Origin of the sequence: Halopseudomonas pelagia (genome assembly GCF_009497895.1) — a bacterium.
GTDB classification, from domain to species: domain Bacteria; phylum Pseudomonadota; class Gammaproteobacteria; order Pseudomonadales; family Pseudomonadaceae; genus Halopseudomonas; species Halopseudomonas pelagia_A.
Window position 1 is genome coordinate 1,508,145 of record NZ_CP033116.1, and the last position, 22,370, is coordinate 1,530,514.

Genomic DNA, 22,370 nt, shown 5'->3' on the forward strand with positions numbered 1-22,370 from the left:
TATCAGAACGGGAATTCGCGCTTGCCAGTCTGAATGGTCACCCATTTCACTTCCGTCATTTCATCCATAGAAGCCCGACCGCCCTCGCGGCCAAACCCGCTGTCACCAGTTCCGCCAAAGGTGATATGTGGCTCGTCGGAGATGGTCGTATCGTTGATGTGAATCATCCCGGCGGTCGATAACTCGGAGAAGGCCATGGCCTTTTGCAGATCGTTGGTGACGATGGCGGATGACAGACCGTAGTGAGTGTCATTGGCCAGCTCAACGGCGTGGTCAAAATCGCGCGCGGGATAGATCGAGGTCACAGGGCCGAAAGACTCCTCGGCGTATATGCGCATCTGTGGGGTGACGTCAGCCAACACGGTTGGCTGAAAGTAGCTGCCTTCATAGGTGCCGCCACACAACAGCCTGGCGCCCTGATCAGCCGCCTCGCGGATCTGCTCGGCAATAAACAGGCACTGCTCCGGGCGGATGAGTGGGCCGACTACGGTATCAGGTTGGCGTGGGTCGCCCACCACAACGGTTCGGGCCTTGGCCACAAAGGCCTCGCAGAATTGCTGGTACAGCCCCTGCTCGACAATTATCCGCGAGTTGGCCATACACACCTGACCCTGGTGGTAAAAGATGCCGAAGGCGGCGGCGTCCACGGCGTATTCCAGATTGGCATCATCGAGTACCACCAGCGGGCTTTTGCCGCCCAGCTCCAAGGTGACCTTTTTCATCTGTTTGCCACACTCGGCGGCCAGCAGCTTGCCGACACGTTCTGAGCCGGTGAAGGTAATCATGCGTACTCGTGGGTCGGCGACCAGACGCTTTCCTACATTGTCTGCAGAGCCTGGTACGACATTAAACACGCCCTTGGGCAGCCCGGCTGCTTCAAATATGTCCGCCAGAATCAGCCCGGTCAGTGGGGCGAACTCGGAGGGTTTGAGAATGAAGGTGTTGCCGGATGCCAGGGCAAAGGCGACCTTTTTCATTGATAGCAGCAGGGGCGAGTTGAATGGCGCGATACCGGCAATCACGCCCAGCGGCTGGCGAATGGTCATGCCGATCTGCCCAGGCGAGCAGGTCGGGAAGGTTTCGCCGTGGGCCTGGCGGGTCCAGGCGGCCGCTGCGCGCAGGCATTCCACCGCATAGCCGACTTCCCACGGCGCCTTCAGCAAGGTAGAGCCTGTTTCTTCAATAATGATGTCGCGAATTTCTTCCGCGCGGGCTGCGATGATGTCGGCGGCCTTTAGCAGAATCGCCTCGCGTTCACTGACGACCACTTTGCGCCAACTGGTGCGTGCGGCAAAAGCCGCAGCAATAGCGTCATCTACGTCATTGGCACTGGCCTGAGCCACTACCGCGCAGATCTTGCCGGTAGCCGGGTTGAAATTATTGTCGACTTCCCCGGTGCTGCCTTCCCGCCACTCACCGTTGATGTAGAACGGCCGAATAACCGTTTCGGTATGGGGTGCTTCTGCGACGTTTTGCATGGCATTGGATCTCTTGGTCGGTGGATTGATGCTCCTCGAATTTATGGGAAGCATGAAACGTACCATGCCCGAACCCCGCTATTTATATGCATTTGGTCATGTTTTATTGTGCATATATGGGGCATGCCCCATATTTCTGCGCGTTTACTGGGCGCTCTGCATCCGGCGCTAAAGGAGCCGAACGCGGTGCTGCTCGTTCGTGTCGAGCAGTGGTGCTGCCCTGGGGTGTTTGCAACTCTTCTGGCATGTGATTTGCTCCCATACGGAAACAACGTCGGGCGTGTTGTGCGCGCCGGCGCGTTTTCCCAGAGGGAGATAGCATGGCTGTACAGAACGGGCAGGTGTACGACTTTATAGTCTGCGGCAGTGGCGCGTCGGGCGGTGTGCTGGCCAGCCAGTTGGCAGCCAATCCACAGGTCAGTGTGTTGCTGGTCGAGGCGGGCGGCGATGAGCGCGTGCCCGAGGTGACCGATTCACGTCTGTGGATGCAGAATATTGGCAGCGAGCGTGACTGGCAGTTTCGCTCCGAGCCATGTGCGGGGCTCAACCAGCGCACTCCACCGCTGCCGATGGGTAAGGTGCTGGGCGGTGGCAGTAGTGTCAACGGGCTTATCTGGGCGCGCGGGCATCGCAACGATTTTGATGGCTGGGCCAGGGCAGCGGATGATCCAGACTGGAGCTATGCCTCCGTACTGCAGGTCTATAAGCGTATCGAGGCGTGGGACGGCCCTGCCGACGAGGCGCGGCGCGGCACCCAGGGCCCTTTTCATGTCACCCTGCCAAAAGACCCCAACCCTGTGGCCTTGGCACTGCGCGAGGCGACTGATGCACTGGGCATCAGCGCCGTCGAGGATATCAATGCTGAAGCCATGGAAGGGCCGGGGGCCTGCGGTATTCCGAATGTGCCTGTACTGGGTGACAGTGAACGGGTATCGATAGCCACGGCCTACCTTCGGCCGCGCATGAGCCAATCCAACCTGACGGTGATGTTCGATACCTGCGTCGAGCAGGTGCTGCTGCAAGGGCGTCGGGCAACCGGGGTGCGTCTGCGGCGCCAGGGTCAGATGTTGGACGTGAGTGCGCGGTATGAGGTTGTGTTGTCCCTCGGCGCGATCAATACCCCCAAGGTGCTGATGCTCTCGGGTATCGGCGATGCCGCGCAGTTAGCTCAGCAGGGTATCGAACTGGTTCAACATTTGCCTGGGGTAGGGCGCAACTTTCAGGATCACATTCTGGTGGCCGGGTGCTGCTGGGAGTATCCGCAGCCACAGGCACCGCGAAACAACTCGGCCGAATTCACCTTCTTTGCCAAGAGTGATGCTGCCCTGCTGACGCCTGATCTGCAGCCAGTGCTGGAGGAGTGTGCTTTTGGTAGCGAGATCACCCGGCCGCAATACGGCTTGCCGGTTGACCCGAGTCTGGCCTGGACGCTGGCGCCGGGTCTGGTGCGGCCGCACAGTCGTGGACAGGTACTGCTGACCGGCAATCGCTTCAGCGATCCGCTGCGGATCGAGGCCAACTTTCTCAGTGATGAGCGAGATGTGGCGGCCCTGCTCAAGGGGATAGAGCTTTGCCGGGAGATTGGTAACTCGGCGCCACTCAAACCTTTTGTAAAGCGCGAACTGATGCCGGGGCCGCTGCCGTCAGCGGCGATGCTGGATTTTCTGCGCAACGCCGCAGGTACCTATTTTCACCAGACCTGCACGGCGAAAATGGGCACCGATGAGCTCTCAGTGGTCGATGGCCGGTTAAGGGTCTACGGCATTGAAGGGCTGCGTGTTGCGGATGGCTCGATCATGCCGGAAATCAGTACCGGTAATACCATGGCCCCCTGCGTCCTGATTGGCCAGCGTGCCGCCGATATGCTCATTGCCGATCATCGTCTGAACTGATTCTTCTATCCTGCTACACCCTGCCAGCGTATAGCACTGCTTCGGTGCATTAGGTGGTATACCGCATTTTGTTGTGGCGCGAATATAAGGGGTAAGCCTCTTATATTGATTCGGATTTTTAGCGGTAATTTTATAAGGTACTGAAAAAGTTCAATAAAAAATAACTGGTACTTTTCTTGCTGTGTGTTTATCGCTGCTTTTAAAAGGGCCCGTTTTTTCCGTGATTGTGCTAGAGGCTGAGCGATGAAAGAAGTCAGGCTGGAGAACGTAACCAAGTCCTATGATGGTGTGACTCTGGCCATCCCCGGTATCAGCCTGGTGTGCGCGCGGGGCGAGATGCTGGCTCTGCTTGGCCCATCCGGCTGCGGCAAATCCACCACGCTGAAGATGATTGCGGGTATCGAATCGATCAGTGATGGAGCCATTTTCTTTGATGATACCGACGTGTCAGATCTGGATACCGCCAGCCGCAATGTGGCTATGGTGTTCGAGGATTACGCGCTGTATCCGCACCTGTCGGTGTTCGACAATATCGCCTTTCCATTGTCCATCCGCGGCAAACCCAAGGCGGAGATTACCGAGAGCGTTGAGCGGGTCATGAAGCTGCTGGGGCTGCGCGACATCAGCGGCGAAAAGGTACAGCAGCTTAGTGGTGGTGCTCAGCAACGTGTGTCCATTGGCCGGGCCCTGGTGCGCGAGCCGGATCTGATCATGTTCGACGAACCCTTGAGCCATCTGGACAGTGATCAGAAGGTGCAACTGCGCACCGAGATCAAGCGCCTGCAGCAGACCTCGAAGCTGACCTCGGTGCTGGTGACCCATGATCAGAACGAAGCGATCTCCATGGCTGACCGTATTGCGGTAATGGACAAGGGCGTATTGCAACAGGTGGATACGCCCAGCGCCATTTACAACCAGCCAGCCAATATCTTTGTCGCCAGTTTTATTGGCGAGCCGCCGATGAACTTGCTCGATGGCACCCTGACCAGTTGCCAGAATCCGCTGCGCATCCGCTTGGCCGTGCAGTGCGAGTTTGCTGCGGGCGAGCAGGTTATGCCCCTGCTCGCTCAGCGCACTGAGGGCGCTGCGCTAGTCATCGGTATTCGCCCTGAGCACGTGCTGGTCAACCCATCACAGGCGGGAGTGAACACGGGCATGCTGCTGCTCGATGGGCGCGTTTATGCCCATGAGCCCGGCGGGGACTCTGACGTGGTGACCGTGGACACCGGTATAGGGCGCCTCGTCGCCGAGGCCCCAGCGCCTTTGATGTTGGCCGCCGGTGACAGCGTTCAGCTGGGCCTTGAACCCAGCCATTTTCATTACTTCTGCAAAGAGACGGGTCGCAACCTGCTGCTGGAGGCAATATGAAAGCCAATGCTCTATCCATGCTGTCCGCGCCGCGTGGCGAGCCTCTGCATCTGGAATCCGTCAGCAAGCGGTTCGGCGAGGTTCAGGCGCTGTCGGAGGTTTCATTCAGTGCGGAACCGGGGGAAGTCATCGCCCTGTGCGGACCCTCGGGGGCCGGCAAGTCGACCCTGGGCCGAATGATCAGCGGCCTGGATATGCCCGATAGCGGCAGCGTTCATCTGGGCGGCCTGGTGCTCTCGGATATGGCTGCGCAGCAGCGCCGGGTGGCGCACATGTTTGAATCCCTGGCGCTCTATCCCACGCTGGATGTATTCAGCAATGTTGCCTCACCTTTGCGTGCACCTTCTCACCGGGGCCTTTTCAATGCCGCCGAGATCGCTGCCCAGGTGGAAGCCATACTGGTCATGATGGATATTGCGCAGCTGAGCAAGCGGCGCCCCTCGGAGCTATCCGGCGGGCAGCGCCAGCGTGTTGCGCTATGTCGCACGCTGGTCCAGAGCCCCAGCCTGTTTATTCTCGACGAGCCGATTGGCCATCTGGACGCCAAGCTGCGCCACCGCCTGCGTGGGGAAATCAATCGCCGCCAGCGGGCGCTGGATCAGGTCACCCTGTGGCTGACCCCCGATACCCTGGAAGGTATGGCGGTGGCGGATAGGGTTGTCATGCTGATTGACGGCAAGGTGCAGCAAATTGGTAGCCCGCGTGAAGTCTATGCCGCACCTGCCAGCACCAGTATCGCTCGCTTGCTGGGCGACCCGGCGATGAACCTGATCGATATCTGGCTCAAGCAGGAAGCGGACGGCCTGAAAGTCCTCTGCAATGGCGTACGTCTGCAGGTTGCCGAATCTTTTCTTGCCCGGCTCAAGGCCACAGGTCAGTTACGCCTGACTCTGGGCTTTCCGCCGCTGCATAGCCGTCTGGACGATCCCACCGCTTTGGCCGGCCTGCGCGGCGATATTTATACGGTAGAACCCTTTGGCAAGTACACGCTGGTGACCGTTGAGGTCAATGGCGCGTACGTGAAAGCCAAGCTGCCAGCGGGGTTCCAGATCACGGTAGGTAGCAGTGTACTGGTCGGGATTCCGACCGAGCATGTGCTGCTGTTCGACCATGAAAGCGGCGTGCTGATTGATGAAGCTGCAGCCGCATTACATAACAAGAAAACAACCGCGCCCAATCCCCTTCACAGCGAGGCATGAGAAAAAAATGACTATGCACAAAGCCAAGAGCAAATCGATATTGGCCGGGCTGATTGCCAGCGCGGCTGCCATTTGTTACGGAGCCCCTTTGCACGCCCAGGACTGGAGCTATGCTGAGGCTGCCAAGCCCTATGCCGGTACCACCATTCGCGTGCTGGACGAGATTACGCCGTTGCAGGAAACCATGCGCAAGCTGGTGCCTGAATTCACTGAAGAAACCGGCATCAAGGTCGAGTATGAGTTGCTCAGTCACGGCGACGTGATCAACCGGGGCCAGGCCGATCTGTTCTCCGGGCGCGGCAATTACGATGCGATCATGTTGCATGGTCTGCAACTGGGGCCGCTGCTGGCGGCCAAGGTATTGCAGCCAATCGACGAGCTGAAGAAGGACCAGGCGCTGACCAACCCGGATCTGGGGCTGGATGACCTGATTGAGCCGGCCAATGAGTCACTGGTCAATCATTCCGGTGCTCAGTACGGTTTTCTGACCTGGAACTACAACCAGATCTACTGGGCGCGTGCCGATCTGTTGAATCATCCCGATGAACAGGCCGCCTTCGAAACGCGCTACGGTTACCCGCTGGCGCCGGCTGAAACCATGCAGCAGATGCGCGATATTGCCGAATTCTTTACCCGCAAATCAGGTGAAACTTTAGCCGGTGAGACGCTGAGCAATGATTTTTACGGGATCGTGCTGGAAGGCATCCCCGGCGGGACTACCTTCACTACGGTGTGGGAAGTATTCATGAACAACTGGGGCGGCGGAGTGTTTGATGCCGACGGTAAACCCAACCTGGATACCCCGGAAAACATTGCAGCGTTGCAGTTCTGGGCCGACCTGTGGAAGTTTGCACCGCCTGGCCAGGCTGAGTATTCGCTGATTGACGTGCCTACCGTCATGGGTAACGGCATAGCCGCGCAATCCATTGCCTTCAGCGACTTTGTGCTGGGTGTGGATCGTCCTGGTGGCGGCGCCTACGCCGGCAAGTTCGTCTATGGCGGTATTCCGGTCAATGCCGAGAACCCTGACGCGCGTAGTGCCGGGGGTGAGCCGTCACTCATGGCTCTCAGCAGTCACAGCGAGAACCAGGAAGCCACTTATCTGTTCATGCAGTGGATGGTTGACGAGGATACCCAGGCCAAGTTGATGGAGGCTGGCGGTGGCGGGGTGCCGATTCGTCGTTCCTCGTTCGATCTGGACGTAATGCGTGAAGCGGGTCGGCAATCGCTTTACAAGGCCATGGCCGCCTCTTTGCAATATGTTAAGGCCAAGCCAAAAACGCCTAGCTTCTTTGAAATCGACAACACCATGGGGCCGCTGGTGCAGCAGGTTGGCATTGGCCAACTGACCGCCGCCGAAGCGCTCAAGGACGGTCAGCGCAAAGTGCTATCCATCTGCAGCGACTGCCTGCTGGCTGAGTGACGGGGCAACCATGAGACCATTGGAAAGCCGATGGTACCCCTACGCACTACTGGCACCGGCATTTCTGGTGCTGGTAGTAGTCAGCCTGGTACCGTTTTTGTTCGCCATGTATCTGAGTTTTCATCAGATTAACTTCGGGCGCGTGGGTGATTTTGCCGGCTGGAGCAACTACAGCCGGCTGATGGATAACGAGCGCACCTGGAACAGCCTGTGGGTGGCGACGAAGTTCATCCTGATTGCCTTCCCGCTGCAGTTTATTCTCGGGCTCGGCGGCGCCTTGCTGCTGAACAAGCGGGTCTGGGGCCGCAGCGTCATTCTGCCGCTGTTGTTCATTCCGACCATGATGGCGCCGATTGTCGTTGGCCTGGTATGGAAGGTGATGTTCGCAGGTTCCTGGGGACTGCTGTCGTACAACATTGTCGAGCGCTTTGGCTTCCTGGAGGGTACCTCGGTGTTTTCCTCGCCGGACTATGCCCTACTGGCGCTCGCACTGGTGGATGTTTGGCAGTGGACGCCGTTCATGATGCTGGCTTTCTTTGCCGGATTGCAGGCTCTACCGGTCAGCCCCTACCGGGCCGCTGCTGTGGATGGCGCAACACCCATGCAGATGTTTTTCCGCCTGACCCTGCCGCTGATGGCGCCCTTGATGGTGGTGATAGGCATGCTGCGCTTTATCGATGCGTTCAAGGTCTTCGACACCATCTATACGCTGACGGCTGGTGGCCCGGGTACATCGACTGAGGTACCGAGCCTGCTGGCGTATCGAATGAGCTTCGAGCAGTGGCGTATAGGCGAGTCCGCGGCCTTTGCGGTGCTGGTCTGGATCGGTTTCTTCGTCTTGTGCTCGCTGTTCTACCACGTCGCCAAGAAAAAACTGAACGCCTTCTAGGAGCAGTCCAGATGAATCAACCCGCAAGCCATGCGCCCGTGACCGCCAATGGGTCGATAAAGAAAGGCCCGATCAAGCGCATATCCCGGCAGGAGAAGGTGTCGGTATTCTGGACGCTGCTGCTGATAGTGATTGCGTTTATCGTGCTGTTCCCGGTGCTCTGGGTTGGCAGTTTCATGTTTCGTCCGGATTCGGCCATGTTCGCGCGGCCGACCGAGTGGCTGTTCGAACCGACACTGGTGCACTTTCGCTATGTGATCGACAACGGCTTCATTGGCTACCTGGGCACCTCCTTTGCCCTGGCGTCCATCAGCACGCTGCTAGTGGTCGTGCTGGGCACGCCGGCAGCCTATGCCTTTGCCCGTTTCAACCTGCGCTTTCGCGATGACCTGTTTCTGTTCGTGCTCGCCACGCGGATGGCACCGCCCATTTGCATGGTGATTCCGTTTTACATGATCTTTTCCAATATCGGCCTGATCGACACTTATTTCGGGCTGACACTGGCCTACCTGACTTTCAATCTGTCGTTCTATATCTGGGTCATGAGCAGCTTCTGCAAGGATCTGCCCGTAGCGCTGGAAGAGGTGGCGATTCTCGAAGGGCACAATCGCTTTGCGGTGTTCCTGCGGGTGGTGCTGCCGCTGCTGCGCTCGGCTATCGTCGCGACCGGCATGCTGTGCTTCATCTTCGCCTGGAACGAGTTCATGTTCGCTTTCATGCTCGGTGGCCAACAGGTCAAGACCTTGCCGGTAGCAGTGCCCGAGCTGATCACCACCCAAGGCGTGCGCTGGGGGCCGATGGCTATTGTCGGCACATTGTCTCTGGTGCCGGTCATGCTCGCCGTATTCCTGTTGCAAAAGCACATTGTCCGAGGCCTGACCATGGGCGCAGTAAAGGGGTAATCATGAGCCGCCATCACGTAATACCCACTCGTTACCAGAACATGCTTTGGGGCTATCTGGAAGCGGGAGTGCCGTCGGTTTTACGCATCCAGTCCGGCGATACCGTCGAGCTGAGTTCGTTCCCTGCTGGGGGTTACGAGTGTCTGCCTGCGGATCGCAGCCGGGTGCCGAAGGAATATCTGGAAGCTTTAGAAGCGCTGGAGCAGGGCTCTGGTCCGCACTTTGTCACCGGGCCTGTCTATGTTGATGGTGCGATGCCGGGTGATGTGCTGCAGGTGGACATTCTTGATGCGCGGCCAACTATGGATTGGGGCTACATGGCTATTCAGCCCCCTCTGGGCTCATTGCCGGATGATTTTGTTGAAGAGCGGATGGTGCAGCCTGATATTGATATCGAGCGGGGTATTACTCGCTTGCCCTGGGGTATGGAGATCGACCTGGATCCATTCTTCGGCATCATGGCCGTGGCACCCCCGGCAGAGTGGGGGAGCTGTAGCTCCTCGGTGCCGATGGCCTTTGGCGGCAACATGGACAACAAGGAGCTCAAGCCGAGTACTACCTTGTTTCTGCCGGTGTTCAACGAGGGCGCGCAGTTCTTTGCGGGTGACGGGCATGGCGTTCAAGGTGATGGTGAGGTTTGTCTTACTGCTCTTGAGATGGGTATAACCGGTCGCTTCCGGCTCACGATCAGGCGCAACATGACCCTGACCCAGCCCTTTGCCGAGTCGGCCACACATCTTATATCGATTGGTCTGAACGAGGATCTGGATGAGGCCGCGCGGCAGGCTGTGCGCGAGATGATCATGCATGTGCAGCGGCATACCGCGTTGAGCCGGGAAGAGGCCTACATGCTCTGCTCCGTCGCGGGCGACCTGCGTATCAGCCAGTTGGTTGACGGTAACAAAGGCGTGCACATGATGTTGCCAAAGCGGTACTTATAAGGAAATCCTCGAGCTTCACTCTGCAGCCCAGCCCCGGGGGAACGGGTGCTGAGCTGATTCTTTCGTATCCAAAAGCGCAGAGCTCGCGCCCTCAACTACCCGTCTTGATTCGCGTCCAGGTGCGCGTCCTGACCCGCTCCGCTGCCATCGGTAATGGCTCCAACGTGAACAGCTGCGCCTGCACTTCCTTTGAAGGATAGGCGCCAGGATTGTTACGCAGTTTCTCGTCCACCAGTGGTGTGGCAGCTTCGTTGGGGTTGGCGTAGCCGACTTCATTACTGATCGCGGCCACTACTTCCGGCTCCAGGATGTAATTGATGAAGGCGTGCGCCTGCTCCACATGGGGTGCGTCCGCAGGGATGGCCATCAGATCGAACCACACCTGGGCACCTTCCTTGGGAATGCGGTACTCGATATTCACGCCGTTGCCTGCTTCGTCGGCGCGGGAGGCGGCTTGCAGGATGCTGCCGGACCAGGCTACTGCGACGCAGATCTCGCCATTGGCCAGGTCATTCAGGAAGCGTGAGGAGTGAAAGTAGCGCACATGGGGCTGGATCTTGAGCATCAGCTCCTCTGCAGCTGCGTAATCCTCTGGGTTGGTACTGTTCGGGTCCAGTCCAAGGTAGTGCAGGGCGCCTGGCAGTACTTCGCTGGGTGAATCCAGAAAGGCGACGCCGCACTGAGCGAGTTTTTCCATGTTCTCCGGTTCAAACACGAGCGACCAGGAGTCGACTGGCGCATCCGGCCCCAGCACCTCTTGCACCTTGTCGACGTTGAATCCAATGCCATTGGTACCCCACATGTAGGGCACTGCATACTCATTACCCGGGTCGGCACTTTCCAGGGCGCGCATCAGGTCGCTGTTCAGGTTGGAGAGGTTGGGCAACTGGCTCTTGTCCAGTTTCTGAAAGGCCCCGGCCTGGGTTTGTTTGGCCAGGAAGCTGTCGCTGGGTACGACGACGTCGTAGCCTGAGCGGCCCGACATCAAGCGGGCTTCCAGCGCCTCGTTTGAATCGAAGGTATCCAGCGATGGCGTGATGCCCGTTGCTTCCTTGAAGCTATCAAGTGTGGCTTGGGGCGTGTAATCGAACCAGTTATATATTCTGACCTCATCGGCCAGAGCGTGGGTGTGCATCAGAGACAACGAACCAACCCATCCAAGGGCGATTACGAGTGGCTTGAGCTTCATGCTGGAATCTCCATTTTCATCGTTAACGTAGCGCGTCAAAGGCGGTGAGTACGTTGACTGCGTTGATGCCGATCTCTTCTACGGCGTAACCGCCTTCCATCACAAACAGGGTAGGGAGCCCCAGCAGGGCGAGTTGCTCGCCGAGGCGCAGATAATCATCGCTGTCGAGCTTGAAGCTTGAGATAGGATCATCCTTGAAGGTGTCCACTCCCAGGGAAACGATCAGCGCGTCCGGCTGATAGCCAGCAATCACGCGCATGGCATCGCTCAATGCCTGGGACCAGGCCGTCCAGTCGCTGCCGGGGGCCAGGGGATAGTTGAAGTTGAAACCCAGCCCCGCACCTTCGCCGCGCTCATCGGCATAGCCAGTAAAACAAGGGTACTCACGGCGCGGGTCGCCATGCAGTGATGTGAAGAGCACGTCGGGGCGCTGGTAGAAGATGTCCTGCGTGCCGTTACCGTGATGGAAATCAACATCCAGCACCGCGACGCGGCTGGCGCCGGAATCCAAGGCGGCCTGGGCGGCGATCGCGGCGTTATTCAAGTAGCAATAGCCGCCCATGTAATCGATGCCGGCGTGGTGCCCCGGCGGGCGACACAGCGCAAAGGCGGCGCTCTCCTCCCTGTTGATGCAGGCCAACGCAGAAAGTGCGACCTGGGCACCCTGATAGGCCGCCTCCCAGGTGCCGGCATTCATTGGCGCGCCCGCGTCAAAGCTGTAAAAGCCCAACTGCCCGTCGATATCCTCCGGGCAGCGAGCCAGAGTGCGCCTGGGCGGCCAGGCAAGTGGCAGCATATCGTGCTCGCGTCCCAGGGCTGCCCAGCGTTCCCAAGCTTGGGCGAGGAATTCTACGTAGCGTTCGGAGTGCACCCGCGTTAACGGTGCAAAACCGAAATCCGTAGGCTCCAATATCTGCCCCAGATTGGTGTGCTTGACCCGATCCAGCACCATATCGGCCCGTGAGGGCATCTCGAAACAGGGCATCAGCTGCCCCTCGTTGAGCTCCGCATTGCAGTGGTGAAGTCGGTGGGCTTCGCTGTAGAAAGTGCGCATGGAATGGCTCGCCTGGTGAAGATGATTATTTGCGTGGATTTATCTTCTGCCTGGCAGACGCACTACGAAATGATGCAAGGGGACAAAAAGGGGATCGAAACGGACACGCTATCCCGCAACGGTGTTGGCTGGGTGTTGCGCTTGCCGCCAGGAGCGTGGGGACATCCCCGTCCAACGCACAAAGGCATGCCGAAAACTCGCCGTTTCGCTGAAGCCGAGTTGTTCGGCGATGCGGGACACCGGCAGGCTGCTGTCCGCCAGCAGGGCTCTGGCCCGTTGGCTGCGCAGCTCATCCAGAATCTGCTGGTAACCCTGACCTGCTTGATTAAGGTGCCTTCGAAGGGTTCTCGGTGTGCAGTGGAATCGCTCAGCCAGTTGCTCAAGCGATGGCGGCGATGCCAAGCTTTGGTGAAGCCGGGAGATGATCTGTGCGGCCAGTGCCGAACCTGGCGGGGTAAAACGCGCTTCAATCAAACGGCATTGTGCCAAGGCATCCTGATGTGTAACCGGGTCGGCAAGGGGTAGTGGAGTACTCAGCCAGGCATGTGGAAAAATCAGCTTGCTGTTCGGCTGGCCCGCAACAATGGGGCACAGGCCAAAGAAGTCAGCGAAATGGCCGGAATGGGACGGTAAAGCTGTGCTCAAGTGTAGAGCGTCCAACGGCAAAGGCTGGCCCAATACATCATCGAGCATGGCCTTGATCGATGAGAAGCACAGCTCCAGATTGAATGCATGCAGGTCGGGGTTTTCATGATAACTGCTGGCTGTGAGTGCAGCTGAAGCATCGTTATCAAGCTCGATGGCCAGCCGAAAGTAGCTGCCCAGCATGTTCGGATGGCTAAGCATAACTTCGATTGCCTGCCCCAGCGTCGAGCTGGAAAGCATGGCATAACCCAACTGACCGTAGGCCGAAATACGCATGCGCTGGCCAAGCTGCAACGCCGTCAGAGGCGAGTCGGAGAGCTGCGCGGCATTGGCAAACACTCTCTGTTCCTGTTGGGGGGTAATCAGCCGCACGGGGTGAGTCATGTCATCAATGCATAATCCCGTGCCCTCCAGCAAAGGCTCAACGGCCAGACCCTGCTCCGCGAAGCACTGGGATATAAGGCAAGTACTTTGCAGGCTGATAAAGCGGTGTTCTGTTGGTTGGCAGGCTATGGAACTGTCCATGACGACTTTTTCGTTTGCGGGCTGGTGTTATTAGACAAGCATGATCAGTGCCATTTGGCCACCCAATAGCTTGCCTCCGCAACGGCAACGCCATCCCAATGGGAGCTTTATAGGCTGGAACTAGCTTGCCTTGGCCTTCTCCGGTAGCTCCTCCGCCAACTGTTCAAGAAACATCGCCAACGCCACTTCCTCGGCTTTCAGGCCCTTGCGCACCCGCGGCTTGGGTAGCTTGGATAATTCCCCCAGGCTGAAGTGATCGAGCACGGCGGGGTGGATATAGCATTTGCGGCACACCGCAGGGGTGTTGCCCAGTTGCTTGGCAACGTCCTTGACCATCGCTACCACGTGGCGTTTGGCGTCCGATTCCGGCTGCCATTCCAGCTCCCGCAGTACCGCCAGTGCCATCGCAGTACCGGCCCAGGTGCGGTAATCCTTGGCGGTGAAGTCAGCCCCGGTCAGATCGTGCAGGTAGGCGTTGACGTCAGCAGAGCTGACCGTATGGCGGTTACCGTCTTCATCCAGATACTGAAACAGATTCTGCCCAGGCAGGTCCTGGCAGCGCTTGACCACCTTGGCCAGGCGCTTGTCCTTCACGCTGACCTGATGTTCTACGCCGCTCTTGCCGCGAAACTGAAACTGGATCTCGCTGCCCTTGATATCCACATGGCGGTCGCGCAGGGTGGTCAGCCCGTAGGACTTGTTGTCCCGCGCGTACTGAGTGTTGCCGACCCGAATCAGCGTGGCATCCAGCAACATGACTACTGTGGCCAACACCTTCTCGCGGGTAAAGCCGGGTTCGGCGATCTGCGCTTCCAGCTGCTTGCGCAGCTTGGGCAGAGCGGCGCCGAACTCTTGCAGGCGCGAGTATTTGTCGGCGTCGCGCACTTCGCGCCAGCGCGGGTGATAGCGGTACTGCTTGCGTCCACGCGCATCGCGCCCGGTGGCCTGCAGATGCCCGCTCGGGTCGGCGCAAATCCACACGTCGGTATAGGCGGGTGGCACTGCCAACGAGTTGAGTCGCTTGATTTCATCGGCATCGGTAATGCGCTCGCCCTTGGCATCAACATACTGGAACTTGCCCCGCGATTTTTTACGGCGGATGCCCGGCTGGGTGTCATCCACGTAATGCAGGTCGCGAGGCAGGTCGGCAGGCAACGCGGAGTCAGGCATGGGGCGATTTCCTTGGCAGCAATCAGTCGGGTCTAACTGATTGACCGCAACCTGATGCGGTGGTGCCAACAGGTTATTAAAATAGGAGCTTGCTCAGGCCCGCCGGTCAGAATGTCCCATGGCATGCTCGTTACCGGCGTTCACGAAGGATCAGCGAAAGATCAACGATTGATGCGCTGCCACAGACATGTCAACGCTGGCGCAGGCTGCCTTTGAAAAAAACTTTCGATTCAAGCATTGACATATCGGTAAATCTCGATATTATAAGACCCATGGAACTGATCGACGTATTCAAAGCACTCTCAAACCGTACTCGCCTTGACATTCTCAAGGGGCTGAAGGATCCGGTGAATAACTTTCCTCCTCAGGATGAGGGAGACGTGCATACCGTCGGTGTTTGTGTGAGTAGCATTCAAGAGGGCGTTGGACTGTCGCAGTCAACAGTGTCCGACTACCTTGCCACTCTGCAACGAGCGGGCTTGATCAGCGTCAGACGTATCGGGCAGTGGACGTATTACAAGCGCAATGAAGAAACCATCAGAGCTCTTGCCCAGCTCATAGAGAAAGAGCTGTAAATATTTATCAGATTATATCGATAAATTGCGATATCCCTCTTTATCGAAGCGAAGGCTTACTCTGAGCTGAGATGGGAGAGGAACCGTTTAAATTACCACCAATTGATATCGATAATTCCCGATATCCCTTTTTACCGAAGCGAGGATTTACCATGAAAGCAATGATACTTAACGCATTTGGCGGCCCGGAATCGTTCGAGCTGGCCGAGGTGCCCAAGCCAGTACCCCAAGCCGGTCAGGTGTTGGTGCGGGTACACGCAACCTCCATCAATCCGTTGGATTACCAGGTGCGCCGTGGCGATTATGCCGACCTGGTGCCACTGCCTGCCATTACCGGGCATGACGTATCCGGTGTTGTCGAAGCTGTTGGCCCAGGTGTGACGAGCTTCGTGCCAGGTGACGAAGTCTGGTACACCCCGCAAATTTTTGACGGCCCAGGCAGTTACGCCGAATACCACGTGGCAGCTGAAAGCATCATAGGCAAGAAGCCGCCGGAGCTTAGCCATCTGGAAGCTGCAAGTTTGACCCTGGTTGGTGGCACGGTGTGGGAAGCATTGGTTGTCCGCGTGGGACTCAGGGTGGGAGAGAGCATCCTGGTGCACGGCGGTGCGGGCGGCGTCGGCCATGTGGCAATCCAGGTGGCCAAAGCCATGGGCGCCAGGGTGTTCACCACCGTGCGCGAAGCCAATTTCGAGTTCGCACGGAGCTTGGGTGCTGACGTGGTCATCGACTACGAGAAAGAGGATTACGTCGAGGCGATCCTGCGGGAAACCAATGGCCACGGCGTCGATGTGGTGTTCGACACCATCGGCGGCAACACATTGGCGCGCAGCGCCGACGCGCTGGCACAACTGGGCCGCGTGGTCTCGATTGTGGACATTGCCCAACCACAAAACCTCATTGAAGCCTGGGGCAAAAACGCCAGTTATCACTTCGTTTTCACGAGGCAGAACCGCGGCAAGCTGGATGAACTGAGCACGCTGATAGCGCGCGGTCAGCTGCGGCCACATGTTGGCGCGGTCTATTCGCTGGCTGATATAGGCGCCGCCCACGCCCTGTTGGAGAGCCCCAACAATGGCCTGCGCGGAAAGGTCGCGATTGCAGTCGAGCCCCAGGCTCATCTCGTCAGCGCGAATGCTTGATCGTTGAAATCACACTAAAGGAGTACCTCCATGATTTATGAAATTGCTGTGCTGCCCGTGCACAAAGAACAGATTGAACAGTTCCAAAGTGCTTTTGCCAACGTTGAACCTTTGCTCCGCCGCGCAGAGGGTTACGGCGGCCATATGCTCGCGCAAGGTATCGAAACCCCTGAGCAATTCAATCTGATAGTGCGGTGGCGATCGCTCGAAGATCACACGCCGGGCTTCGAGGCGAGTGAAGACCATCGGATCTTCATGCTGGGTTTAGAAGAATATTTTTCCGAAGAACCGACGGTTTATCACATTGAAGGGGCCGCTTTTACTACCGGAGAACATGATTTTTCGGCAAGCACCCTGAATTCAAATATTGATTTTTAAGGAAGGTGAAAAATGAAAGTATTCAAATATCTCAGTTCAAGTCTGGTGATAGGTAGTTTTGCTGCTGTGTTAATAGGCTTTCCTCTGGCAGCCAACGCTGAAGGTGGGGCCGAACGTCTTAAGGCGTTGCATGGCGAAAGAAGTGTCCATAGAAAGAACTTGGTTTCTCAACCGGCCATTTATGTAGATAAGGCGGTAGACCACAGCATAACCAAGGACGGCTCAGACAATATCAGGAAGTTCCGAAAGGCCCGCAAAGCACCGTACCCTAAAGCACGCGGGCGTTAAGGTGGATGCTCGCGCTGGTATTAGTTTCACTTCGCGAGGATACCGGCCGCTTGCGGTCGACCGTGCCCACCAAGGGCTCGCTCTTGAAGAGCTAGCCCTTGGTCCAGCGTTAAGCAGCAGGGGCGAGCATACGGTTGGTGCTGCCGGGCAGGGTGGTCATCGACCTGCCGCGGGCACTGTCCATTACATAGTCCCTGGCCTTGACCGTGCTCACATAGCGCCAGTCGGCGCGCGCCTCGTCAGGTGTAAAGGTTACCAGCATGTAGCCCCGTTGATTGGCGTTGAGATATTGCAACTCGTCGACCAGCAGCGTGATGGCTTGCTCGGCCTGGGTCATCGCTTCTGCGGGAAGACCGAGATAGCTTTCCAGCCCAGGGGAGGTAACACCAGCGGTGGCGAATTCCACACCTACCGAATCGCCTGCCAGGGTCTTGAGGTTATTGGCCCAGGCATTGTGGGTGTCACCAGCGAGCACTACCAGATTCTTGTCCAGGCTGCGGGCGAGACCAAAGATCACTTCGCGCTCATAGGCGTAACCATCCCAAGCATCGAGGTTGTAGGGAATAACCGTCTGGATTCGGGCTATGTCTTCCGTGGTTAACGAGGGGTCGCCCGCTTGTACGCGTAGCTTGAGGGTTACCAACTCGGTAAGCGTAGAACCCAGATCTGCACCGGCCGGGTTAGATAGTGCAGTGAGCATCTCGGCGGGCAGCAGCATACGGCCCATCAGCACCTGTTGACCCAGTACCTGCCAGGTGGCGCTGGATACTGCGATCTGGCTCTGCAGCCAGTCCATTTGGGTTTGGCCGAGCAGGCTGCGGTCAGTGGCACTGACATCGGCAGTGAAGCGCGCAGCGTCAAAACCGTTGGCAGTGTAATAGTCCGCATAATTGAGCTGTTCATCACGGCCGATGATCCGGGTATCCAGCATATGCAGGCTAACCAGATCGCCGAAATCAAAACTGCGGTAAATCGTCAGTTCGTCGTCTTCGCTGGCAGGGCGTACCGGTAGCCACTCAAAGTAGGCTTGCAAGGCGGCAAGCTTGCGCTCGTTGAAATCGCCTTCACCCTCATTGTGGTTTTCTGCACCGTTCATCCAAGTGTCGTTGGTAACCTCATGGTCATCCCACACGGCGATGAAGGGCGCGGCTGCGTGCAGCGCTTGCAGATCGGCGTCAGTGCGGTACAAGGCGTAGCGCTTGCGATAATCGTTGAGGCTTAACAACTCACCGGCATTGTCTGCAGGCAGGCTACGACCCAGTGCCGCGGCATCCTCTGTCGCATAGCCACCCGTGCCGTATTCGTAGATGTAATCGCCCAGGTGCAACACGGCGTCCAGTTCTGATTCCTGCGCTGCCTGTGCATAGACATGAAAATAACCCGCCGGGAAGTTGGAGCACGACAGCACGGCAAAACGCACTTGCGCTACGCCGGAGGAGGGCAGGGTCTTCATCTTGCCAGCGGGCGATACCGCACTGCCGGCTTTGAAGCGGTAGTAATAGCTCTGGCCGGGTGTCAGGTTTTGCACATCCACCTTCAACGTGAAGTCGCGCGCCTCGCCGGTACTCGCACTGCCGCTATGCAGAAGGTCGGTGAAAGCCGCGTCGCTGGCGACCTCCCAGCTGACTTCGATATCGGCGGTAGAGCCATCCTTCGGGCTTACCCGAGTCCAGACCATGATGCGATCAGCTAACGGATCGCCGCTGGCCACGCCATGATCGAAAGCAAGGCTACGCTCCACTTCTGGGTCTGAAGATGACGAGCTGCTGCTGAAGCAGCCCTGCAAGCCAGTGGAAACGACCACGCTACCGAGTGCCAATGCCGATACACGCAAAAATTCCCTTCGAGTGAAAGCCATGCGCTTGCTCCTTTTTGCTGAACCCAGGTTGAGTTGTAAGCGGCAAATGATGGCAAGGCTGTGTGACAGGTTGAGGAAGGTTCGACCGGACTGGGCTCCATGGATGTGGCGGCGTTTGTGAATTACATGGCTAATCAGCCGTGGTTTGAGTGAGGTTTATCTCTCCAACCGCTCCTGCTTCAACCACGCCATGGGCGATAGGCCGCACTGCGACTTGAATGCACGCGACAGCGCAGACTCGCTGCTGTAGCCAGCCTCTTCGGCGATCAGCCGGAGCGGTTGGCCATTCTTCAGCCACTTTTGCACCAGCCCCACTCGCCAGCGCTGCAGGTAGCTCGCCGGCGTTTCGCCCACCGCTTCGCGGAACTGATTGGCAAATACACTGCGCGACATGCCCGCCACGGCTGCCAGGGATTCAACCGACCAGTCCCGCTCCGGCGCCTGGTGCATGGCGACAATCGCCCGGCGTAGTTGCTGGTGCGCAAACCCCGCCAGCAGGCCCACCTGAGTGCTGCCGTTCTCCATCAACTGGCGCAGCAACTGCACCAGCAGCACCTCAAACAGCCGATCAAGCATGACCTGGCGGCCGCAGTTGTTGGCCTCGGCCTCGGCAAACAGCAGCGTCAGCACCGGCACGCTGTCCGGTAACTGGTCCAGCGGTATGCAAACGCAAGCGGGCAGGGCGCTGGCCAGCGGATTTGCCGGGCCGCCCTCAAAGGCAATGTGCGCGCACACAAAGTCTGCGCCCTTGTCGCTGTCGGTCACAAAGCGATGCGCCGTGGGGCGCGGATAGAACAGCAGGGTCGGGCCGTCCAGGCTGAATGCCTTGCTGGCGTCCTGCCAAACCTCAGCCTTGCCGCGGCGCAGCAAATGCAACTGACCAAAGGGCTCCGCGCCATCCAGCGTGTTGATGCCGCACAGCGGGCCGGATTGGAAGGTGCGCGCACTGACAGAAAAGTGCCCCAGCAAAGCAGCGAGTCGATCAACCATAAATACGATCCGTCAAAAAATTAAGACTAATTGTGCTAATTCGTACGATTAAATGCCCGAGAATCCTTTTCGTCAACAGGCAATACCACTTTCACTTCACAGAAAAGGAATCAAGCCATGAATACATTTACCCGTACCGCCATCGCTGCATTCGCCGCCGCTGCACTGCCAGTCATCTCAATGGCCGCTCACGCCGCAGAATTTGCTCGCACTGCCAGCACTATCACCACCCAGGACGGCGTCGAGCTGTACTACAAGGACTGGGGTCCAAAGAACGGTGAAGTCGTCATGTTCAGCCACGGCTGGCCGCTCAACTCGGATAGCTGGGAAGCGCAAATGCAGTTCCTGGCGGACAAGGGCTACCGCGTTATCGCCCACGACCGCCGTGGCCACGGCCGCTCCAGCCAACCCTGGGAAGGTAACGATATGGACCACTACGCCGATGACCTTTCAACCGTGATCAAGGCGCTGCAGGTCAAGGACGTTACCCTGGTCGGCTTCTCCACCGGTGGCGGTGAAGTAGCCCGCTATATTGGCCGCCACGGCACAGAGTTGGTGAAAAAGGCCGCCCTGATCAGCGCCGTACCGCCGATGATGCTGAAGACCGACAGCAACCCCCACGGCTTGCCGCTCTCGGTATTCGATGGTCTGCGTGAAGCGTCGAACGTTGACCGGTCGCAGCTTTATCTGGATATCGCCAGTGGCCCCTTCTTCGGTTTCAACCGCGAAGGCGCCAAGCCCTCGCAAGGCATGATCCAGTCGTTCTGGAGGCAGGGCATGCTGGCTGGCGCCAAGAATACCTACGATTCCATCGCCGCCTTCTCTGCGACGGACTTCCGTGGTGACCTGGCCAAGTTCGACATACCCACGCTGGTGATTCACGGCAGTGACGACCAGATTGTACCCCTCGACATCTCCGGCAAAGCCTCGGCCGCGCTGGTCAAGGATGCCAAGCTGATTGTCTACGAAGGTGCGCCCCATGGTCTGGCGGATACCAACAAGGAACAGCTGAACCAGGATTTGCTGAACTTTATTCAGCAGTAACGCAATAGCTCCATGGCCGATGTGGTTCACGCCCTTCGGCCAACCCCAACACTTAAAGAGGATTACTCAATGTCTATTCAAAACGTTGCTTACCGTGCCTATACAGAAGCCACCGGCGGCCGTGATGGCCGTGCCATTTCTTCCGACGGCGTGCTGGATGTGGCGCTTACTACCCCGCGAGAATTGGGTGGCGCAGGTGGTGAAGGCACCAACCCCGAGCAGTTGTTCGCTGCGGGCTACTCGGCCTGTTTCCTGGGTGCAATGAAGTTCGTCGCCGGGCGCGACAAGCTCAGCATGCCAGCAGACGCATCGATTGAGGGTGTAGTGGGTATTGGCGCCATCCCCACCGGCTTTGGCATCGAGGTTGAACTGCGTATCAGCCTGCCAAACCTGGACGATGAACAGGCCCAGACCCTGATTGAACGTGCCCACATTGTCTGCCCTTACTCCAATGCCACCCGCGGGAACATTGATGTAACGCTGACACGGATCGAGTGATTCGCCGTTGGTTGAACCGGATCGATAAGTTGGGTTGTCCGGCTTATCGAATTAATTCAGGTCGAGCGTTTAGGATGGAGCGGTTGGATGGGATGGCTGCCTTCGGCCGACGCTGTGTAAAAACGTTTGTCGGTGCTGCTAATACCCAGATTCGACTGAAAAGCGTGCTTCTACGCAAAATCTACATCTGCTGACCTGGCGATCCACTTCAGATTTCACGTAGACGCGTGCCCTTCAGTTTTGGCTAAGTGTTTTTACACACTCTGGGCCAGAAGCGGTCATTCGGAAGGCTGGAGTGGACGCAAAAAAGTGCGGCACCGAAGCACCAACACTTTTTAATTTTTTTTACATGCTCCCTTCCGTGACGTCTATTCCATGAGCTTCGTTCTTAACCCGAAGGGGCCTTACATAATATCTCCCGCATCTCAGTTACAGCCGGATCGTTGATACCGAGCATCTTCAACTGTTCAGAAATATTCAATATATAATCTGAGCACTTACCGCTTGAGCCCTTGGCATGGCAGGCCAACTCGATAGCCGTTCGCATATCGTGAGATTGGATTATATTTTTACCCGCGTACAACGGGACCAACGCTTGTACCGCTCCTGAGCCATCTGCAATAACTTCCAGATTGGAGAGCTTGAAGTTTTTTCCTTCACGTTTGGCAAGATAAGCTTCTACTTCGCCTCTCCGCACCTCGGTAAATTCGAATGCAATCCCAAGAGAGTTTGCACTTGCTTCAGGCACCAGATTGAGGGTAGGACACGGACAATCACGTGTCCCCCAGTTAGTGACAGAAGCTTTATTGAATGCGCGCCGATAACCCTTTAGTTCTGCTGTAACTCGCTGGGTACAGTCAAAGCCTTTTTCCCATCCGTCTGTCATCAGCGATCCGTACCCAAAAACCCACATGGCGGCTTC

The 22,370-nt window shown here is 57.7% G+C and carries 21 protein-coding genes; 13 read left to right on the forward strand and 8 right to left on the reverse strand.

What is annotated here, in order from left to right:
* Positions 1–2 precede the first annotated feature (2 nt).
* Positions 3–1,478: an aldehyde dehydrogenase family protein gene (locus tag EAO82_RS07130; protein ID WP_174958771.1), complete on the reverse strand. Its 1,476-nt coding sequence runs from the start codon at positions 1,476–1,478 to the stop codon at positions 3–5.
* 320 nt (positions 1,479–1,798) lie between these two features.
* Here EAO82_RS07130 and EAO82_RS07135 point away from each other — a divergent pair, with 320 nt between their 5' ends.
* From EAO82_RS07135 to EAO82_RS07165, 7 genes are all read left to right on the forward strand, one after another.
* Positions 1,799–3,370 carry a GMC family oxidoreductase gene (locus EAO82_RS07135; protein WP_096348013.1) on the forward strand — a complete coding sequence of 524 codons (1,572 nt, stop codon included), beginning with the start codon at positions 1,799–1,801 and terminating at the stop codon, positions 3,368–3,370.
* 243 nt (positions 3,371–3,613) lie between these two features.
* Positions 3,614–4,738, forward strand: coding sequence for an ABC transporter ATP-binding protein (locus EAO82_RS07140; RefSeq protein ID WP_096348014.1), 1,125 nt, complete (start codon positions 3,614–3,616; stop codon positions 4,736–4,738).
* A complete protein-coding gene (locus EAO82_RS07145) occupies positions 4,735–5,937 on the forward strand; it encodes an ABC transporter ATP-binding protein (protein WP_096348015.1) in 1,203 nt (400 codons plus the stop codon). The genes EAO82_RS07140 and EAO82_RS07145 overlap by 4 nt, the downstream gene beginning before the upstream one ends.
* A 7-nt stretch (positions 5,938–5,944) precedes the next feature.
* Complete coding sequence (locus tag EAO82_RS07150) at positions 5,945–7,360, forward strand: extracellular solute-binding protein (protein WP_218838675.1); 1,416 nt, start codon at positions 5,945–5,947, stop codon at positions 7,358–7,360.
* A gap of 10 nt (positions 7,361–7,370) precedes the next feature.
* Complete coding sequence (locus EAO82_RS07155; RefSeq protein ID WP_096348016.1) at positions 7,371–8,249, forward strand: carbohydrate ABC transporter permease; 879 nt, start codon at positions 7,371–7,373, stop codon at positions 8,247–8,249.
* Between the two features lie 11 nt (positions 8,250–8,260).
* Complete coding sequence (locus tag EAO82_RS07160; protein ID WP_096348017.1) at positions 8,261–9,151, forward strand: carbohydrate ABC transporter permease; 891 nt, start codon at positions 8,261–8,263, stop codon at positions 9,149–9,151.
* Positions 9,152–9,153: 2 nt separating this feature from the next.
* Entirely contained in the window at positions 9,154–10,092 is a 939-nt protein-coding gene (locus EAO82_RS07165) for an acetamidase/formamidase family protein (RefSeq protein ID WP_096348018.1), read from the forward strand.
* Positions 10,093–10,183: 91 nt separating this feature from the next.
* Here EAO82_RS07165 and EAO82_RS07170 read toward each other — a convergent pair whose 3' ends face one another.
* The 4 genes from EAO82_RS07170 to EAO82_RS07185 form a co-directional block, all read right to left on the reverse strand.
* Positions 10,184–11,227, reverse strand: coding sequence for a polyamine ABC transporter substrate-binding protein (locus tag EAO82_RS07170; protein WP_231703339.1), 1,044 nt, complete (start codon positions 11,225–11,227; stop codon positions 10,184–10,186).
* A 76-nt stretch (positions 11,228–11,303) separates the two neighbouring features.
* Positions 11,304–12,335: a histone deacetylase family protein gene (locus tag EAO82_RS07175; RefSeq protein ID WP_096348020.1), complete on the reverse strand. Its 1,032-nt coding sequence runs from the start codon at positions 12,333–12,335 to the stop codon at positions 11,304–11,306.
* A gap of 108 nt (positions 12,336–12,443) precedes the next feature.
* Positions 12,444–13,505, reverse strand: coding sequence for an AraC family transcriptional regulator (locus EAO82_RS07180; protein ID WP_096348021.1), 1,062 nt, complete (start codon positions 13,503–13,505; stop codon positions 12,444–12,446).
* A 120-nt stretch (positions 13,506–13,625) separates the two neighbouring features.
* The gene (locus tag EAO82_RS07185; protein WP_096348022.1) at positions 13,626–14,675 is read right to left on the reverse strand and encodes a DNA topoisomerase IB; all 1,050 of its coding nucleotides are present in this window, start codon (positions 14,673–14,675) and stop codon (positions 13,626–13,628) included.
* Positions 14,676–14,947: 272 nt separating this feature from the next.
* Between EAO82_RS07185 and EAO82_RS07190 the strand changes: the two genes are divergently transcribed.
* The 4 genes from EAO82_RS07190 to EAO82_RS07205 all read left to right on the forward strand — a co-directional run bounded on the left by EAO82_RS07190 (position 14,948) and on the right by EAO82_RS07205 (position 17,058).
* Positions 14,948–15,250, forward strand: a complete 303-nt coding sequence (locus EAO82_RS07190; protein WP_096348023.1) for an ArsR/SmtB family transcription factor — start codon at positions 14,948–14,950, stop codon at positions 15,248–15,250.
* A 152-nt stretch (positions 15,251–15,402) separates the two neighbouring features.
* Positions 15,403–16,392, forward strand: coding sequence for a zinc-dependent alcohol dehydrogenase family protein (locus tag EAO82_RS07195; RefSeq protein ID WP_096348024.1), 990 nt, complete (start codon positions 15,403–15,405; stop codon positions 16,390–16,392).
* Between the two features lie 30 nt (positions 16,393–16,422).
* The gene (locus tag EAO82_RS07200; RefSeq protein WP_096348025.1) at positions 16,423–16,770 is read left to right on the forward strand and encodes an antibiotic biosynthesis monooxygenase family protein; all 348 of its coding nucleotides are present in this window, start codon (positions 16,423–16,425) and stop codon (positions 16,768–16,770) included.
* A 12-nt stretch (positions 16,771–16,782) separates the two neighbouring features.
* Positions 16,783–17,058, forward strand: coding sequence for a hypothetical protein (locus tag EAO82_RS07205; protein WP_096348026.1), 276 nt, complete (start codon positions 16,783–16,785; stop codon positions 17,056–17,058).
* A 109-nt stretch (positions 17,059–17,167) separates the two neighbouring features.
* On the opposite strand, the gene EAO82_RS07210 is transcribed toward EAO82_RS07205, so the two are convergent.
* Positions 17,168–18,916, reverse strand: coding sequence for an alkaline phosphatase D family protein (locus EAO82_RS07210; RefSeq protein ID WP_096348027.1), 1,749 nt, complete (start codon positions 18,914–18,916; stop codon positions 17,168–17,170).
* A 156-nt stretch (positions 18,917–19,072) separates the two neighbouring features.
* A complete protein-coding gene (locus tag EAO82_RS07215; RefSeq protein WP_096348028.1) occupies positions 19,073–19,906 on the reverse strand; it encodes an AraC family transcriptional regulator in 834 nt (277 codons plus the stop codon).
* Between the two features lie 117 nt (positions 19,907–20,023).
* Here EAO82_RS07215 and EAO82_RS07220 point away from each other — a divergent pair, with 117 nt between their 5' ends.
* Both EAO82_RS07220 and EAO82_RS07225 read left to right on the forward strand, forming a co-directional pair.
* Positions 20,024–20,950 carry an alpha/beta fold hydrolase gene (locus EAO82_RS07220; RefSeq protein WP_096348029.1) on the forward strand — a complete coding sequence of 309 codons (927 nt, stop codon included), beginning with the start codon at positions 20,024–20,026 and terminating at the stop codon, positions 20,948–20,950.
* A 69-nt stretch (positions 20,951–21,019) separates the two neighbouring features.
* Positions 21,020–21,448 carry an organic hydroperoxide resistance protein gene (locus tag EAO82_RS07225; protein ID WP_096348030.1) on the forward strand — a complete coding sequence of 143 codons (429 nt, stop codon included), beginning with the start codon at positions 21,020–21,022 and terminating at the stop codon, positions 21,446–21,448.
* Between the two features lie 388 nt (positions 21,449–21,836).
* Here the strand turns inward: EAO82_RS07225 and EAO82_RS07230 are convergent, their stop codons facing one another.
* The gene (locus EAO82_RS07230) at positions 21,837–22,361 is read right to left on the reverse strand and encodes a gamma-glutamylcyclotransferase (RefSeq protein WP_096348031.1); all 525 of its coding nucleotides are present in this window, start codon (positions 22,359–22,361) and stop codon (positions 21,837–21,839) included.
* Positions 22,362–22,370 lie beyond the last annotated feature (9 nt).

What these genes read in the sequence shown, in the direction of transcription:
- EAO82_RS07130 (WP_174958771.1), bottom strand. Translation starts at nt 1,478, where the DNA reads ATGCAAAACGTCGCAGAAGCACCCCATACCGAAACGGTTATTCGGCCG.
- EAO82_RS07135 (WP_096348013.1), top strand. Translation starts at nt 1,799, where the DNA reads ATGGCTGTACAGAACGGGCAGGTGTACGACTTTATAGTCTGCGGCAGT.
- EAO82_RS07140 (WP_096348014.1), top strand. Translation starts at nt 3,614, where the DNA reads ATGAAAGAAGTCAGGCTGGAGAACGTAACCAAGTCCTATGATGGTGTG.
- EAO82_RS07145 (WP_096348015.1), top strand. Translation starts at nt 4,735, where the DNA reads ATGAAAGCCAATGCTCTATCCATGCTGTCCGCGCCGCGTGGCGAGCCT.
- EAO82_RS07150 (WP_218838675.1), top strand. Translation starts at nt 5,945, where the DNA reads ATGACTATGCACAAAGCCAAGAGCAAATCGATATTGGCCGGGCTGATT.
- EAO82_RS07155 (WP_096348016.1), top strand. Translation starts at nt 7,371, where the DNA reads ATGAGACCATTGGAAAGCCGATGGTACCCCTACGCACTACTGGCACCG.
- EAO82_RS07160 (WP_096348017.1), top strand. Translation starts at nt 8,261, where the DNA reads ATGAATCAACCCGCAAGCCATGCGCCCGTGACCGCCAATGGGTCGATA.
- EAO82_RS07165 (WP_096348018.1), top strand. Translation starts at nt 9,154, where the DNA reads ATGAGCCGCCATCACGTAATACCCACTCGTTACCAGAACATGCTTTGG.
- EAO82_RS07170 (WP_231703339.1), bottom strand. Translation starts at nt 11,227, where the DNA reads ATGCACACCCACGCTCTGGCCGATGAGGTCAGAATATATAACTGGTTC.
- EAO82_RS07175 (WP_096348020.1), bottom strand. Translation starts at nt 12,335, where the DNA reads ATGCGCACTTTCTACAGCGAAGCCCACCGACTTCACCACTGCAATGCG.
- EAO82_RS07180 (WP_096348021.1), bottom strand. Translation starts at nt 13,505, where the DNA reads ATGGACAGTTCCATAGCCTGCCAACCAACAGAACACCGCTTTATCAGC.
- EAO82_RS07185 (WP_096348022.1), bottom strand. Translation starts at nt 14,675, where the DNA reads ATGCCTGACTCCGCGTTGCCTGCCGACCTGCCTCGCGACCTGCATTAC.
- EAO82_RS07190 (WP_096348023.1), top strand. Translation starts at nt 14,948, where the DNA reads ATGGAACTGATCGACGTATTCAAAGCACTCTCAAACCGTACTCGCCTT.
- EAO82_RS07195 (WP_096348024.1), top strand. Translation starts at nt 15,403, where the DNA reads ATGAAAGCAATGATACTTAACGCATTTGGCGGCCCGGAATCGTTCGAG.
- EAO82_RS07200 (WP_096348025.1), top strand. Translation starts at nt 16,423, where the DNA reads ATGATTTATGAAATTGCTGTGCTGCCCGTGCACAAAGAACAGATTGAA.
- EAO82_RS07205 (WP_096348026.1), top strand. Translation starts at nt 16,783, where the DNA reads ATGAAAGTATTCAAATATCTCAGTTCAAGTCTGGTGATAGGTAGTTTT.
- EAO82_RS07210 (WP_096348027.1), bottom strand. Translation starts at nt 18,916, where the DNA reads ATGGCTTTCACTCGAAGGGAATTTTTGCGTGTATCGGCATTGGCACTC.
- EAO82_RS07215 (WP_096348028.1), bottom strand. Translation starts at nt 19,906, where the DNA reads ATGGTTGATCGACTCGCTGCTTTGCTGGGGCACTTTTCTGTCAGTGCG.
- EAO82_RS07220 (WP_096348029.1), top strand. Translation starts at nt 20,024, where the DNA reads ATGAATACATTTACCCGTACCGCCATCGCTGCATTCGCCGCCGCTGCA.
- EAO82_RS07225 (WP_096348030.1), top strand. Translation starts at nt 21,020, where the DNA reads ATGTCTATTCAAAACGTTGCTTACCGTGCCTATACAGAAGCCACCGGC.
- EAO82_RS07230 (WP_096348031.1), bottom strand. Translation starts at nt 22,361, where the DNA reads ATGTGGGTTTTTGGGTACGGATCGCTGATGACAGACGGATGGGAAAAA.